This is a genomic window from Paenibacillus polymyxa (assembly GCF_015710975.1).
GTDB lineage: Bacteria > Bacillota > Bacilli > Paenibacillales > Paenibacillaceae > Paenibacillus > Paenibacillus polymyxa.
In genome coordinates this window covers 788747-806184 of sequence record NZ_CP049783.1, presented here as the reverse complement: position 1 = coordinate 806184, position 17438 = coordinate 788747, and the positions used below count along the sequence as shown (strand labels likewise).

2 protein-coding genes are annotated in these 17438 nt (G+C 42.1%); both read left to right on the top strand.

The annotated features are described in order from the left end of the window. The first annotated feature begins 395 nt into the window (after window positions 1-395). The gene (fabD, locus tag G7035_RS03690; protein WP_019686265.1) at window positions 396-1607 is read left to right on the top strand and encodes an ACP S-malonyltransferase; all 1212 of its coding nucleotides are present in this window, start codon (window positions 396-398) and stop codon (window positions 1605-1607) included. 81 nt (window positions 1608-1688) lie between these two features. Further along, window positions 1689-17438, top strand: coding sequence for a non-ribosomal peptide synthetase (locus G7035_RS03685; RefSeq protein WP_029514857.1), 15750 nt, complete (start codon window positions 1689-1691; stop codon window positions 17436-17438).

Sequence of the window (17438 nt, the reverse complement as noted above, 5' to 3'; positions counted from 1 at the left end):
TAGTGAAAATAATGAAAAAAGCTATTCTTTCAAGAAAACGACTTTATCTAATGATAATCAACAAATTTCTACATTTTGCGACCTTTTACTTACAAAAATGTAACATTCTAAGGTTGACTTATTCATTGACTTTGTTGAAATAAATCGTTATTTTAATTCGTAAAAGGAGTAAAACATGGGTTGGAATAACGATTGATAAATTATTAATACAAGCTTATTAAATGCTAGTGCACGGTAATTACATATGATTTAATTTGTTTTTAAATGATTCTTTTTTCATTAATTATGTCGATCATAAATTTCTGCTTTAATACTATAAAGGTTATAACTTGCAACAGAAGTTAAATTTGAAAAGTACACATATTCAGGAAGCTCACTGGAGAAGAGGTTTTCAGATGAATAAAGTATCTTTTATTTTTCCTGGGCAGGGTTCGCAATATGTAGGAATGAGTAAAGAACTATGGGATAATTTTACTGTGGTAAAGCGTTTATTTGATGAAGCGGATGATATCTTAGGTGTAAAACTCTCAAAACTTTGCTTTGAAGGAGATTCCCAAGAGCTTCTTCAGACCATGAATGCCCAACCAGCCTTACTTACTGCCAGTCTTGCTGCATACTATGCTAGCAGAGAAATACTGGAACTGGAACCTCAACTGTTGGCCGGTCATAGTTTAGGAGAATACTCAGCATTGGTGTGCAGCGGTTTTTTCTCCCTTCAAGATGGACTTCAAATCGTGAGAAAACGAGGAATGTTCATGCAGCAGGCTACAGCCAACGGGGTAGGGACTATGGTTGCTGTTGCGAATGTTTCTGCTTCTATTCTGGAGAGCTTATGTCAAGAGATATCTACGGATCGTGATGTTATATCTATTGCCTGTCACAATTCAAACAATCAGTACGTGCTATCGGGACATACAGAACCTATGGCTCGAATAGTGGAGCAAATCAAACGTCTAGAACATAGTAAGGTTAACTATTTAACAGTAAGCGGGCCTTTTCACAGTATTCTGATGAAGCCTGCAGCAGATAAGCTTGCCGCAGAACTAAAAAAAATCCCGCTACGCAAGGGAAGGTGGCCGGTTGTTTCCAATGTAACAGCCTTACCACATGATGAATTCTCAATTTATGACTTGCTGTACAAGCAAATGATAAGCCCTGTACGTTGGACAGATACGATGGATTATTTATACCAGAACGGTATTACTGTTGCGCTAGAATTAGGTCCGAGAAAAGTACTTGGACAGCTAATGAAAGAAAGATATCCTAGTATCTCTACTTTTTCTATTAATACCAGTTCTTCTTTAAAAGAAGCGGACAAGTGGCTAAGTAAGCAGCAAACTACACGCAAATTTACACTTGAGCGTCTGGAGGAAGGCTTTGCAGCAGCGCTTATTGCACGAAATCGAAACGGGGATTACAAACAACATATGGAGGGAGTTGTTTACCCTAGTCAGCAGATCCGAAATAGGATCAATCAACTTCAAAATCATAAAAATGACACCGCTTATAATGCGGTTAATACAGAGGTGTTAGAGCTCATTCGTACTATTCTCACTACCAAGCAAGTGCCCGAGCAAGAACAACAGACGATTCTTAATATGATCTAAATAAGATTCATCAATGATGTTGGAAATTGTAAATTTATTAACTGGAAGCTAATAAATCTTACGATATACGGGGGGAATAGCATGTATACAAAAAGGTTCAAAACCCTGGTTGATGTTATTACAGAACGGGGAAAGAGTGACCATAAATTTATAACCTTTATTGAGTCGGATCAAAACGAAACAACACTTACTTATAAAGATTTATATTGGGAAGCTCTAGCGTTTCTGGAGAATCTTCAGAATGCAGGAGTGAAGCAGGGACAGGAAATCGTATTTCAAATAGAAAATAATCGTCATTTTGTGAAAGCGTTTTGGGCTTGCATTCTTGGTGGTATGATCCCGGTACCTGTCAGCATCGGTAACAATGATGAGCATAGAATGAAGCTTTTTAAAATCTGGGATGTTCTTAACGATCCTTTTTTACTCATCGAGCCCAAAATATTAAAAGACCTTGAGAAATATACCTTGAAAACCAATCAGAATAACCTATTCGAAAATATCCGCCATCGTCATCAATTACTTCTTCAAGACCATGAACAACCTAAGCAATCCTTTGCAAAGATACACACCCCTCAATTGGAGGATATAGCATTTATTCAGTTTTCCTCCGGTTCCACAGGTGATCCTAAGGGAGTCATCCTTACACATCATAATCTCATTCATAACACAAGTGGAATTATAAATAGGACGGTCGTCACAGAGCAAGATTCGTTCTTGCAGTGGATGCCTCTAACCCATGATATGGGTTTAATTTACAATCATATTACCCCATTAGTTGCTGGAGTGAATCAGTACATTATGCCGACTTCGCTGTTCATTCGTCAGCCAGTACTTTGGATAAAAAAAGCTAGTGAACATCAAGTAAGCATTATATCCTCGCCAAACTTCGGATATAAGTATTTCATGCAATTTTTCAAACCCGAAAAAGCAATGAACTGGAATCTGTCCAAGATCCGTACCATCATCAATGGTGCTGAACCTATCTCTACTGAATTATGTGACGCATTTCTTGAGACATTAGCTCCTTTTGGATTAAAAAGAACGAGTATGCGAGCATCATATGGTTTAGCAGAAGCATCGGTTGGAGTTGCTATCCCGCCAATTGATGCTGACTATATAACCGTTTATGTTGATCGTAAGCACTTAAACATTGGAGAGTCTGTCTTGGAGGTAGACAAGACTTTTCATAATGCTCTGCCATTTGTTGTAGTCGGTCAGTCGTTAGATTATTGTGAAATCAGAATATGCAATGACGAGGATGAGGAAGTCGCAGATCGCGTTATTGGGCATATACAAATCAAAGGTGAAAATGTTACAAAGGGATACTATAACAACGAGAATTCGACATCCAAACTTTTGACGCTAGACGGATGGGTGAGAACTGGCGATCTGGGGTTCTTCCGTGAAGGTCAATTAGTCGTCACAGGGAGAGCAAAGGATATCATATTTGTAAATGGACAGAACGTTTACCCTCATGACATCGAGCGTATCGCTGAGGAAGTAGAAGGAGTCGAACTTAATCGTGTGGCGGCGTGTGGAGTTCGTGTTAATGGGATGGAATCAGAGGAAATTGTGGTATTTGTCGTATCCAAAAAGACGATAGAAAAATTTTCTCCAATTGCAACTCAATTAAAAAAACATTTGTATCGTCATGGAGGATGGGCGGTTCACGATATTATACCTATTAAGCAAATGCCCAAAACGACCAGTGGGAAGTTGCAGAGGTATAAGCTTGCGGCTCAGTATGAAGCGGGACATTATCAGGAGACTTCATTAGTTTTAAAAGGGATTATGGAGCAAGAAAACAAAAATCAAAAATTGCCTACACTTTCGTTTGAGATCGAAAAAGTACTTCACGATATTTGCTGCGAGGTATTACTTAGGCAAGAGGTTGATACGAGAGACAGCTATTTTGATTTAGGAGCCAATTCCCTACAACTGGTTCAGATTACAGACAAAATTGAAAATCAGCTGGGGATTAAGCTTGCAGTTACCGATTTGTTTGATCATCCCTCAATAGCTCACTTGGCAGAATTTTTAGCGAGCCCTACTGATTCTGAACAACAGCATATTCCTACGGATGATACGGATCACAATCATAGCAAGGACGTGGCTATTGTTGGGCTCTCTTTGGACTTACCTGGTTCTTCATCTGTGTCACAGTATTGGGATCATATTGTCCAAGGCGATGACTGTATCGGGAACTTAAGCTCTCAACGTAAGCAAGACGCCATCGATTATTTATCGGTTGTGGATCAAAGGAAGGGAGCAGAAGAGTTTATAGAAGGCGGCTTCCTAGAAGAAATTGATAAATTTGATTATGCGTTCTTCAAGCTGAGTCCTGTGGAAGCTAGCTATATGGACCCTAATCAGAGATTGTTCCTTCAGAGCGCATGGCATGCACTTGAAGATGGGGGTTATGCAGGAGATCGGATTCATGGACAAAAGGTAGGAGTTTACGTCGGCTTCTCAAAAGTGGGCTACGATTATGAGCGGATGCTCTCTAAAGGAGAACCGGACAAATTTCACCAGTATATTGTTGGAAATTTACCGTCAGTGCTGGCAAGTCGAATTTCTTACTTTCTTAATTTAAAAGGTCCAGCAGTAACAGTGGATACGGCGTGCTCCTCTTCACTTGTCGCGATTCATATGGCTTGCAAGGCGTTAGCGACAGGGGATTGCAAGATGGCGATTGCCGGAGGAATCCGAACGATGCTATTACCAGTGAAGCTGGGACTAGATATGGAATCGCCAAATTACAGAGCTCGTACCTTTGATGCAGAAGCGGATGGAACAGGTGTAGGAGAAGGGGTTGCAGCGGTTCTGTTGAAGCCTCTCGATCAAGCTTTGCAAGACGGAGACCGTATTTATGCAGTAATAAAAGGAAGTGCGGTGAATCAGGATGGTACAACGGTAGGAATTACTGCGCCTAGTCCTTCCGCACAGGCAGAAGTGGTGGAGGCGGCTTGGAATGATGCGGCTATTCACCCGGAAACTCTGTCATTTATCGAAGCCCATGGAACGGGAACTAAACTGGGGGACCCTATTGAGATTGCGGGATTGACACAAGCTTTTGAAAAATATACGGACAAAAAACAATTTTGTGCAATCGGTTCCGTCAAACCCAATATTGGTCACTTATTTGAAGCAGCAGGAGTATCCAGTCTTATTAAAGCAGTTCTGATGCTGCAAACGAGGAAGAATCCTCCGTTGGTTCATTTTAAGAAACCTAGCGCCCGTATTAATTTTGAATTGTCGCCGTTTTATTTGACGACAGAAGTAGCCGATTTAAGTTCAAATGATGCCCCACTTCGCTGCGGAGTAAGTTCTTTTGGTTTCAGTGGAACCAATGCTCATGTTGTTATGGAGGAATTTATAGAAACGCGAACACATGAGGAATCTGTAAACACGCCGGATGGTGTTCATCTTTTTACGGTTTCTGCAAAAAATGAGCGAAGCCTGCATCATTTGGTTGAGGAATATGTGGACTATTTACGCCTAAATCCAGCGGTTTCCTTGGAGCAGATGTGCTATACCACACATATCGGCAGAGCTCATATGGAACATAAATTAGCAGTTATCACTTCCAGCTTAGAGGATTTATTACACAAGTTGGAGCGATGGACTTCCGGGAACCAACAAGAGAATGTACCTGATATGTATATAGGTTCTCATAAACAGAGCGTTGATCATAAACGGGAAAAAGATGATACGGTAGGTCGATTGATTACAGCTATCAGAGCAAGTGCACATACAGATATTCACGCTCTGCGCCAATTGGGTGAACTGTATGTCAAAGGTATGGCTATTCCGTGGCAAGCGCTTTATACGGATGAGATCAAAATAATCCAGTCGCTGCCTTTGTACCCTTTTGAACGAAATCGTTGCTGGTTTACTCCAAAAGTAGTGCAGATAAGTAACGTAGGCAGGGAGGAGAGACGTATGGAGTCCGCGTATCCAAAAGAGCTGCAAGCTACAGATCAGATCGACTACACAGCGAATATTTCCAAAGTATTAAAAGATGTAATCAGTAAAGTTTCTGGTTTTACGGTGGAACAACTGGATGAGCAGATGCATTTTCTAGAAATGGGCTTGGATTCAATTATGCTAGTTCAAGTTCAAAAAGAAATTAGAGAACAATTTAATGTGGATGTTCCCATGAACCACTTTTTTGAAAGTGTCATAAACCTGGATCGTCTAACAACGTTTATTTCAGATTTGACATATACCACCCAATCAGTTGCGGCTGCGGATGCTCTAAATACGGTCGATGATCGGACAGAAGTCAATCCGGAAAATACGGTTGCTGCAAAGCCTTCGTCCGAGTTGGGTGGCCTGGAAAAGTTACTCTCTCAACAAATTGAATTACTGAACAACCAACAGCTGGGACTTACTCAAGTGTTGACCAAACAACTGGAGATGCTTAGTGGCGGTCAAGGAGGAACTATTCAGGCAGCACCGTTAACCACAAACAAAGACACAGTCAGTGTTCAGCCTACATCTCTGCATGTTGTGGCAACTGACGTGCCTATCACTTCTACAATTAAAGTAAATCCAACTACTGAATCCAAACCCTTTGTACCCTATCAACCTCTACTGATCGGTGAGGAAAGTGGATACAGTGCGCGGCAAAATGATTTCTTACAGCGTTTTATTAAACGATATACTCAACGAACCCTTGGGTCCAAGAAATACACACAGGAAAGTCGACTGGTTCATGCTAATAATCGTCATGTGTCTGGGTTTCGATCCTATTGGAAAGAAATTGTATATCCTATCATTTCAGAGAGCGCTTCGGGTTCAAGGATATGGGATGTGGATGGGAACGAGTACATTGATCTAACTATGGGTTTCGGGGTTCATTTATTGGGTCATAATCCAGCTTGGCTAACCGATACTTTACGGAGCAATGTGCACGACCGTACGCCTTCGATCGGCCCTATGTCGAATACAGCAGGTGAGGTTGCTGCCTTGATTAGCGAGCTGACAGGTGTGGAGCGTGTTGCCTTTTACAATTCGGGGTCAGAAGCTGTTATGGTCGCTTTACGTTTGGCTAGAGCAGCTACAGGACGCTCCAAAATAGTACTATTTGCTGGTTCTTATCATGGAACATTCGATGGTGTACTTGCCGTGTCTGATCCGAACTCAAGTGGGGGAGAGGCTTTGCCCATGGCACCGGGAATCCCTTCGAGCATGATGGAGGATGTAATTGTACTCCCTTATAATCACCCGGATTCTATAAAAGCTATCAAACATTATGCACATGAACTTGCCGCCGTATTGGTGGAGCCTGTACAGAGTCGAAGACCGGATTTGCAACCAAAGGAGTTTTTGGAGCAAATTCGCGAAATAACAGCACATTCGGGAACGGCACTTATTTTTGATGAAGTAATCACAGGATTTAGAATTCATCCAGGAGGTGCTCAGGCCTGGTTTGGAATTAAAGCTGATTTAGTTACTTACGGAAAAGTGGCGGGCGGAGGTATGCCTGTTGGCATAGTCGCCGGAAGCTCAGAATTTATGGACACCGTAGATGGAGGTGTGTGGTCGTTCGGAGATAACTCCTATCCAGAAAACACGAATATTAAAACGTTCGTAGGTGGTACTTTCTGTACACATCCGCTGACCATGCATACGGCTCTAGCCACTTTGAAATATTTGAAGTCTGAAGGGCCGAATCTTCAGGAACAACTGAACCGAAGAACCAACGAATGGGTAGCAGAGCTGAATACTTATTTTAAGCAAAATAGTGTGCCTATCCACATGGTGAACTATGGCTCATTATTCCGGTTTGTTTCGTTTGGCGACATTGAGCTCTTTTTCCATCTGCTGATTGACAAGGGAATTTACATATGGGAAGGTCGCAATTGCTTTTTATCGACTTCTCATACAGATGGAGACCTTCAACAAATTACACAGGCTGTAAAGGAAAGTGTGGAGGAATTGAGAAAAGGGGGATTCCTACCTGACCATACGCCATCACCAGATGGAAATGGAAGCCGAAAAAATGATGTGGTTCCCCTCGAATCCTCATCGTTCCCTTTAACAAAGGAGCAGCAGCAAATTTGGTTTGCTACGCAATCCAGAAGTGATTCATCTACTGCATTCAACGAGATAGCAGCATTGCGAATGCAGGGTCAACTGCAGCTTGATACTGTAAAACGTTCAGTACAGACAATTGTGAATCGGCATGAGTCGCTACGGACGGTTATTGACCCCGATGGTGAAGAACAGCATGTTCTTGAGAATGTGAATGTGGTCATCTCACTGAATGATTTCTCAGGATTTCCTCCATCAGAGCATGAAGAAAAGGTCAAGCAATGGTTTGAGGAAGAGGGGCAAAGGACGTTTGATCTGACGTCCAAAGAACCATTGTTCCGAACTCACATTTTACGTTTAAAACCGGATGAACATATTGTAGTATTCACGTTTCATCATATTATTGCGGATGGTTGGTCAATGGCAGTGTTTATCCGTGAATGGGAGCAAGTCTACACTTCTTTCTGCAAAGGAGAAAATATAGTAAAGCTGCCTGTACCGCCAAAATTCAGGGAATTTCAAGCTTGGCAACAGTTGGAACTAGAGCGTGCAGGAGTGAGTGAGGCAGTTTCTTACTGGACACAGACATTGGATTCCGTCTCTGTCGCCATGGACATTCCGTCAGAGGACGGTGGTATGAAGAAACCAGCGTATAGTGGAAGAAGAATAAATATTCGGGCAGACAGTACGCTGACGAGAAAATTGAAAAAACTTAGTATTAAAGCGGGTAACAGTCTGTTTGTCACACTTTTGACAGCATATAAAGTATTTCTGCACCGCTTAACGGGAAACACCACGATAGTAGTAGGCATTCCTACTTCTGGTCAGTCTAGAATGGAACAAGTTAATTTGATCGGAAACTGTGTTAATATGCTGCCGATTGTGAGCCATATTACCAGCAAAGAATCATTATTTAAGTATATGACACAAGTTAAGCGAGTCATGCAGGAAGTCGAACCGCTTCAAAACTACTCTTTTGCTGATCTGATTGAGCGTATTGAAAACATACTGATACCTGAAATGAATGTCATCTTTAACATGGATCGACCGATGCAGAATTTTCATTTTCATGGACTGGATGTTGAATTGATACCGACACCGATCCTGTACTCCAAATATGACATGTTTCTCAATGTGATGGAGGTTGAAGGAGAGCTTTGGTTTGATTTTGATATTAAAGCTAGCTTGGCCGCATCAGAAACAATGCAGATTTGGGCAAAGTACTTTTTGCACATCCTGAACACGATTGCTGATGGGCAGGAACGGGATTTTGTAGATATCTCACTCTTAAATCAGGATGAATTGAAATATGGGACTAGAAACTACAAGGGCTATGTGGAACTCGAATCCAGCGACATTACGGACAATGATTCACCAAGAGCCATCTATTTACTGGATCATTATCTGCAACCTGCGCCTGTGGGGACGATCGGGGAATTGCATGTAGTACAGGAAAACGAATCGCCTTCCGAAAATTTAGTATATTTACCGACAGGAATCCTGGCTTTGCGAACCGCAAACGGTGAATTACAATTGTTGGGACCTGTTCAGAAACGAGTCTATATAAAAGGACATGCCATATATACTGAACAGCTTGAACGATTTATTACCTCTATTCCACAAATTAGCGAATGCCAAGTGATAGCCCAGAGCACAGACGGCAGAGCAGACACACTTTTGGTTGCTTATGTTACGAGTCTTAATGATGGAGTAGAGGAAATCCTACGCAAGCAATTGCGAAATCATTTGCAAGACCAATGGGTACCTCAACAGATCGTTCAGCTTGAAAACATGCCCTTAAATTCGCAGGGATATGTAGACTTGTCGCAGCTTTCTACTATGAAACAAGTTGTTAGCAAAGAATCTGTTGAGGCAGTTAGTAGCACGGAGAGAAAAGTAAGAGAAATTTGGGAAACGGTGCTGGGATTAAATCGTGTTAGATCTGATGACAATTTCTTTGATCTAGGAGGAGATTCGTTGAAGGCGACTCTCTTGCTTGCCAGAGTTCATCAAGAGTTTGGCAAACGAATCCCTTTGAATGTACTTTTCCATTCACCGACAGTTTCGACCTTGACCAAGGTGATCGAAGGAGCCAAACAAGGAACAGCCGTTTCTATTAAAAAGCTCGAAGAATGTACGCATTATGCAGTATCAGATGCCCAAAGGCGTATGTTTGTCTTACAGGATATGGGGATAGGTACAGCCTACAATATTACGGGTCAGGTGCGTATTGATGGGGATCTAGATATCCCCCGTCTTCAGAAGGCTTGCCTGGATTTGATCCGGCGTCATGAATCATTTCGTACTTCTTTTAATATCGTGGATGACGAAATTGTACAAGTTATTCATGATGAGCCGACTTTTGAAATCAAAGTCACAGAAATATTGGAGAAAGATGCAGACGAGATGAGTCGCTTGTTTGTCCGTCCGTTTGATCTGCGCCAATGGCCACTTTTCAGAGCAGAATTGTTTCGCTTTGAGGCTAATAAACATATGTTGGTCATGGATATGCATCACATTATTGCAGATGGGCTTTCGTTATCCATTTTCCTTAATGAATTCGTACAACTGTACCGGAGTGAAATTTTAGCTCCGATCCAAATTCAATATAAAGATTTTGTTGCATGGCAAAAGGAACAGTATACCAGTAATCGTTTGTTTGAACAGGAACATTATTGGAAAAATGTTTTGAACGGAGAATTACCTATACTGGCAATGCCTACGGACTTCCCTAGACCATTACATCAAAGCTACGAAGGGGCTGTATTGTCGTATAACATCACTTCAGCGATGACAGAAGAATTAAAGAAACTTGCCAAAAATACGGGGACTACAGCTTTTATGATCCTGCTTGCGGCTTATAATATACTGCTCGCAAAGTATACGGGTCAGGAAGATATTATTGTAGGAACAGCGGTGGCAGGGCGTCAGCATCCGGACACGGAAACGATGATGGGGATGTTTGTCAACACGTTAGCTTTGCGGAACCGTCCGTCTCCTCAGCGTAGTTTTCATTCATTTTTGCAAGAGGTCAAAGAAACGACTCTACGAGCTATGGATTATCAAGACTATCCTTTTGAAGCATTGATTGAGAGACTGGATATCCGTCGTGACCAAGGACGCAATCCTTTGTTTGATACGATGTTTGTCATGCAGAATTTTGAGATGAGTTCGCTTGAAGCCAATGGAGTAAAATTTCATCCAAGTGAATTCAATCCAGGGATTTCCCAATTCGACTTTGTACTAAGTGCTGACGAATGGCAGGAGGGTCTGGCCTTACGCTTCAATTATTGTACCCAATTGTTCCGATCAGAAACGATTGATCGCCTTGCTAGTCTCTATATACAAATACTACGCTCCATTTTGGAACAACCTTGGAGCGAGATTGGGAAGTTGGAATGGTTACCTGAGGAAGAGAAGTTACAGCTAATACACGGCTTTAACACTTTTGATCTGCCCTCTTCATCGATAGTGAAGAAACAAGAAACGCTGCACTTGCAATTCGAAGAGCAAGCCCTCAAAAGTCCGGATCATGTAGCTGTAGTTCATCAGGGACATGTGATTACTTATAAAGAGCTGAACGAGAAATCAAATCAGCTGGCGAGGGCATTAATGAAGCGGGGAGTAGGGGCAGACACTGTAGTCGGATTAATGGCGGGCCGTTCATTAGATTTGGCCGTGGGTATGTTGGCTATTTTAAAAGCCGGTGGTGCCTATCTTCCAATCGACAGTTCTTATCCTGAAGAACGAATTCACTTTATGCTTGAGGATAGCGGGGCTCCGCTCCTGTTGTTGAATGACTCATCTAATTACAATGCTACTACTTATGAAGGCTTAGTCCTAAATATGGACGATGATGAGTGGTATAAAACAGAAAGCAAGTTGTCTTCCAAGTGGGAATCGGATTCAAGTCATTTGGCATATGTGATCTATACATCGGGCTCAACCGGTACTCCTAAAGGAGTTTGTATTGAGCATCGAGCGATATTAAATACGTTGTCTTGGAGAATAAATGAATACGCACTAGAAGCAACAGACCGTATCCTGCCATTGCTGTCTAGCTCATTTGATGCTTTTGTGGGTGCCTTTTTTACTCCGCTGCTGTCTGGAAGTACGGTGGTGCTGCCTACGAATGAGGAATTGAGTGAATTATCGGCTCTGAAGACCTTAATTTTATCAAGTCATATTACACATCTCGTGTGTACTCCTTCCATGTACATGTCTGTTATAGAGGGTCTGGCTCCAGATGAAGCCATGTCTCTCAAGGTTGTAACGTTAGGCGGTGAGAAAGCAACGAAACGGTTGGTAGAAGCCAGCCAAGCCAAACATCCTGGCATTCAATTGTTCAATGAATATGGCCCAACAGAAAATAGCGTAGTTACAACGATGTTACGAGATATGGGGCCTGAAGAAGTGGGGTGTATTGGAAAGCCGATTCCTAATACGGGCGTTCTCATTCTGGATCAATACTTGCAGTTGCGACCAATAGGACTTCCAGGAGAATTATGTGTTTGGGGTAAAGGAATTGCGCGAGAATATCGTAATCGTCCTGAGCTTACGGCGCAGAAATTTATTCCGCATCCTTATTTGGACAATATGAAGCTCTACAGAACAGGAGATTTGGCGAGATGGTTACCTGACGGAACGCTAGAGTATCTTGGCCGAGCAGATCAACAAGTTAAAATCAGAGGCTACCGGATTGAGCCAGGTGAAATTGAAAGCACATTGTTGGCTCACAGAGCGGTAAAAGAGGCAGCAGTAGTGATTAAAGGAACAGATGACAATCCGTATTTATGCGCTTATGCCGTTTTGCGGGAATCAGTTACAGTAGATATTTTGAAAGACTATTTGTCGTCAAGCCTGCCTCACTATATGGTACCAGCCCATGTAATTTTGTTGGATGCGATGCCGCTGACAGCAAATGGTAAAGTTAGTAAAAGTGCATTGCCTGAACCAGGTGATCATCTCAACAAAGAATTACAGCACGTTGGGCCCAATAATGAAACGGAGCAGCTATTGATCGAAATGTGGCAGGATCTGCTGGAGATTTCTCCGATTGGTATACACGATCATTTTTTTGAAATAGGTGGGCACTCGATGAAAGCGACCCTGTTGACTGCGAAAATCAACGAGGTCTTTCATATCGAAATTTCAACTCAAGATATATTTGGGGCACCAACAATCGAAGCGCTCTCCAAGAAGATTCTTGCTGCCAAACCCACAGATTACCAACGAATTGAGGCAGTGACTGAGGGAGCTTATTATGAGGTTTCTCCAGCACAATCCAGATTGTTGGCCGTGCTACCGCTAGATGAGACGGGTGTGGCTTACAACATGTCGGCAGCATTGATGATCGAAGGTCATGTAGATCGAAGAAGAGTGGAGCGTACCTTTGAACAATTATTAGCCCGGCATGAAGCATTTCGGACCTCGTTCGGATACGTGGATGATAGAGCGGTGCAATTTGTACAACCAGAGGTAAGCTTTGAACTTGGCTTTGCCCGGACTGCTGGTGATATTACGACAAAGGGCATAGATACATTGATCCATAATTTCATCCGTCCTTTTGATGTTGGTAAAGCCCCACTATTTCGGGCGGAGCTTCTTCAAATGGATCGTGATAAATTTATGCTTCTTATTGATATGCACCATTTGATAGCTGACGGTACTTCTATCGACACTATTATTAACGAATGGAACAAGCTGTACAAGGGAGAAGAACTTCCCGCTTTACCGCTTCAATACAAAGATTACTCTGCTTGGCTCAGATCGAATACAGAAATTCATGCAAAGCAAGAACAGTATTGGCTTGATCAATATAAAGGAGAACTTCCCGTTCTAGATCTGCCTACAGACTATCAGCGGCCACAGTTGCAGAGTTTTGTTGGAGATATGGTGAAAGTCGAACTGTCCGAGAAGCTTATAGAACAGTTGAATCTCACGTGTATTCAAACAGATAGCACACTCTTTATGCTTCTATTTGCTGCCTATAATGTGCTGCTGGGGAAATATGCGGGACAGGAAGATATCGTAATCGGCATCCCAACATCTGGACGAACGCATGCAGATACCAATGGGATCGTAGGGTTATTCGTCAATACCCTGGCTATTCGAAACCATCCGGCTAGTCATAAAAGCTTCAAAACCTTTTTGAACGAAGTAAAAGAAAACACGCTGCAAGCTCTGCAAAATCAATCGTATTCATTTGCCGAACTGGTTGATAAGCTGTCCATCAAGAGAGACCTGAGTCGAAATCCGTTGTTTGACACGATGTTCTCCTTTATGAATACGGATGCACAGCAGTGGCAAGCCGATAACCTTAATTTTGAGCTATATCCGTTCAAAACGGGTATTTCCAAATTCGATCTTGTACTGAATGCCGAACAAAAGGCTGGGAGAGTTCATCTAGAATTTGAGTACAGTACAAAACTGTATAAAAAAGAAACCATTGAGCTTCTCGTCGAGCATTACCTAAATGTATTAGAGGAAATAGTCCAAAACGCTGATATGGCATTGACTGATATTAATCTTCTAAGCGCAACAGAAGCGGCTGCTATGGAGGAACGGTATAACAGCACTCATACAGCTTATCCACAGCCAAGACCCATACATCATTATATTGAGGAGCAGGCTGATAGAAGACCGGATGCTAAAGCTGTTATCTATCAAGATCAGATGCTGACCTACAAGGAGTTAAATGATCAGGCGAACGCGATAGCAAGCAATTTGTTGGCTAAAGGAATTGGACTTGGAAGTTATGTGCCTATACTCATGGAACGGAGCCTGGAACTGGTAGTATCCATACTGGCTGTTATGAAAACAGGTGCTGCTTTTTCGCCTCTTGATACAGAGTGGCCTATTGACCGCTTACAGAGCGCCCTGCAGGATTTGGGAAGTTCTACCCTATTGGTCAATCCAAGTACACCTATCAGTTCAGAAATAAATACTGAAGAGTATCTAGTTATAGACTGCTCTGTAGTCGAAAAGAGGAGTAACGCTATCAGTAACCCGGCAGTCGATGTAGATATGGAATCACCAATCTATGTAATCTTCACTTCGGGTTCAACTGGCAAACCAAAAGGAGTTATTGCTGCTCATAAAGGAATCACCAATCGTTTTCTATGGATGAATGACTATTTTGGAACATCGGCTGCACAAAGTGTTCTCCAGACGACTCATCATGTATACGACAGCGCGGTCTGGCAATTGTTCTGGCCATTAATGAACGGTGGCACAACTGTTTTGCCGGAAACAGGCATGACGGTGGATGCTACGTACATGACAAATATTATTGAACAGGAGCGTATTTCTTTTACAGACTTCGTTCCATCCGTATTTAATGCTATTGTCAACCAGTTAGACCAAAATTCAACTCGAACCAAGCAATTGGATTCTCTTCAACAAGTTATTCTTGGTGGTGAAGAAATTACGCCATCGACGGTTCATACATTTTTAACCATTTTTCCTCATGTTCAAATCACGAACCTGTATGGTCCAACGGAGGCAAGTATTGGCTGTGTTGCTTATCGAGTGACAGGAGATGAAGACAGAATTCCGATCGGAAAGCCAATTGCCAATACCAAGATTTATATATTGGACTCTGGACTAAAGAGGGTTCCCGTAGGAATCACAGGAGAAATGTATATTGCAGGTACACCACTTGGGATTGGATATTTGAATGATCCGATCAAAACGAAGGCCAGCTTTATAGATAATCCTTATTCAATGCCTGGCTATGAAAAGCTCTATAAAACAGGGGATTTAGCTAAATACTTGCCTGACGGTAATATTGCATTCCTGGGTAGATCCGATTATCAGGTCAAAATTCGCGGCTATAGGATTGAGCTTAGTGAAATTGAATATCATCTTTTAGGCATAGCTGATATTCAGGAAACTGTCGTAATGGTCAAAGAGAATAAGGGAAGTTCTTATTTATGCGCGTATGTGGTATCAGCTAATCCAGTAGATACGGATCGTATCAAAATACAGTTGGCTAAGGAGCTTCCTGATTACATGATACCTTCGGTGTATGTTCCGCTTGACATGATTCCCATAACACCAGGCGGAAAGATTAACCGTAAAGCATTACCTGAACCTGACTGGAGCGGTGCCTTAGAAGTAGAGTATGTGGAACCAACAGGTGAGACTGAAGTATTGCTGGCCCACATATGGGAGGAAGTGCTTGCCGTAACAGGCGTAAGTGCGACTCACAACTTCTTTGATTTGGGAGGAGACTCTATTAAGGGTCTGCAAATCGTCTCACGTTTGAACACGCATGGCTACAAGCTAAGCATTAAAGAATTATTTTTGTACCCTCAGATTAGACAATTGAGCCCATTCGTTAAGGTGATCCGTCGGAAGATTAGTCAGGAAGCGATTGAGGGAGAGCTGCCTTTAACGCCAATACAGCAGCGATTCTTCCATCTACAGAAGGTAAGTCCTCAGCATTTTAATCAGTCCGTCATGCTATTTTCTGAAGACGGTTTTGATGAGCAAGGGATTATGGCTGCATTTGACTGCATTGTTAAACAGCATGATGCCTTAAGAATGACATTCTGTCAGAGAGAAGATCGCATCGTTCAATACAATGAAGGACTAAACAATCAACCACTACCCTTGACGATAAAATCACTGCCTGAAGGTCTACCAGCAGAAGCATGGATTGAACAAGAAGCGACGGCTATTCAAAGTAGTTTCGATCTCACCACCGGTCCTTTAATGAAGCTTGGATTATTCCGGACTGCTGAAGGCGATCACCTGCTCATTGCGGTTCATCACCTGGTAGTTGATGGGGTTTCGTGGAGAATTATTTTACAAGATTTTACGTCCCTTTATCAGCAATATCAGCAGGGGACAGCACTACACTTGCCAGACAAAACGGATTCTTACCGCTCATGGGCACAAGAAATAAGCCAATATGCAACAAGCGAGGAGCTGGCGCAGGAACTGGAATACTGGGCACAGCTGGAGCAAACTCAGTCTGGAGCGTTGCCTAAAGACAGCTCCTATGAAACCAACATGTTGCGTGATAGTGAAAATGGAAGTGTATCACTTGATAATGAGAACACTAGCAAATTGTTAAGACAGGTGCACCAGGCCTACAATACTGAAATTAATGACATTTTGCTCACTGCTCTTGGATTAAGTATCAAAGAATGGACTCAGCAGTCTCGTGTGTTGATCTATCTTGAAGGGCATGGGCGAGAAGAAGTGTTTCAGGAAATGAACATTTCCAGAACTGTTGGCTGGTTCACAACAATGTATCCATTTTTACTGGAAGTGGACAATGCGCATGATCTTTCATATCAGATTAAGAACATCAAAGACAGCCTTAGAAGGATACCGAACAAGGGCTTTGGGTATGGGGTATTAAACTATGCTCAAGTGAATGAGTCTGGTGTGACTGCATTTCAGGCCGCTCCTGAAATTGCCTTTAATTATATGGGGCGTTTTGATACGGAACTAGATACAGATGTATTTACACTTTCTAAATTTTCCTCTGGAGAAGAGGCTAGTCCCTTCACGGAAAGATCTGTAGCGTTAGATATCAACTGCATTATAAATGAAAGCGAACAATTAATTATTACATGCAACTATAACAAGCAAGAATACCAGCAACAAACCATTGAACAACTATTATTTTTATTCCAAAAACATTTGACGAATCTAATCGACCATTGCTGCAGCAAACAAGTAACGGAACAAAGTCCAACTGATTTTCTCTATGACAAGTTGTCAATCGATGAGTTTCAGAACCTGTCCCAACTTTTAAGTAACAAACTAAACTTGTAG

What these genes read in the sequence shown, in the direction of transcription:
- G7035_RS03685 (WP_029514857.1), top strand. Translation starts at nt 1,689, where the DNA reads ATGTATACAAAAAGGTTCAAAACCCTGGTTGATGTTATTACAGAACGG.
- fabD (WP_019686265.1), top strand. Translation starts at nt 396, where the DNA reads ATGAATAAAGTATCTTTTATTTTTCCTGGGCAGGGTTCGCAATATGTA.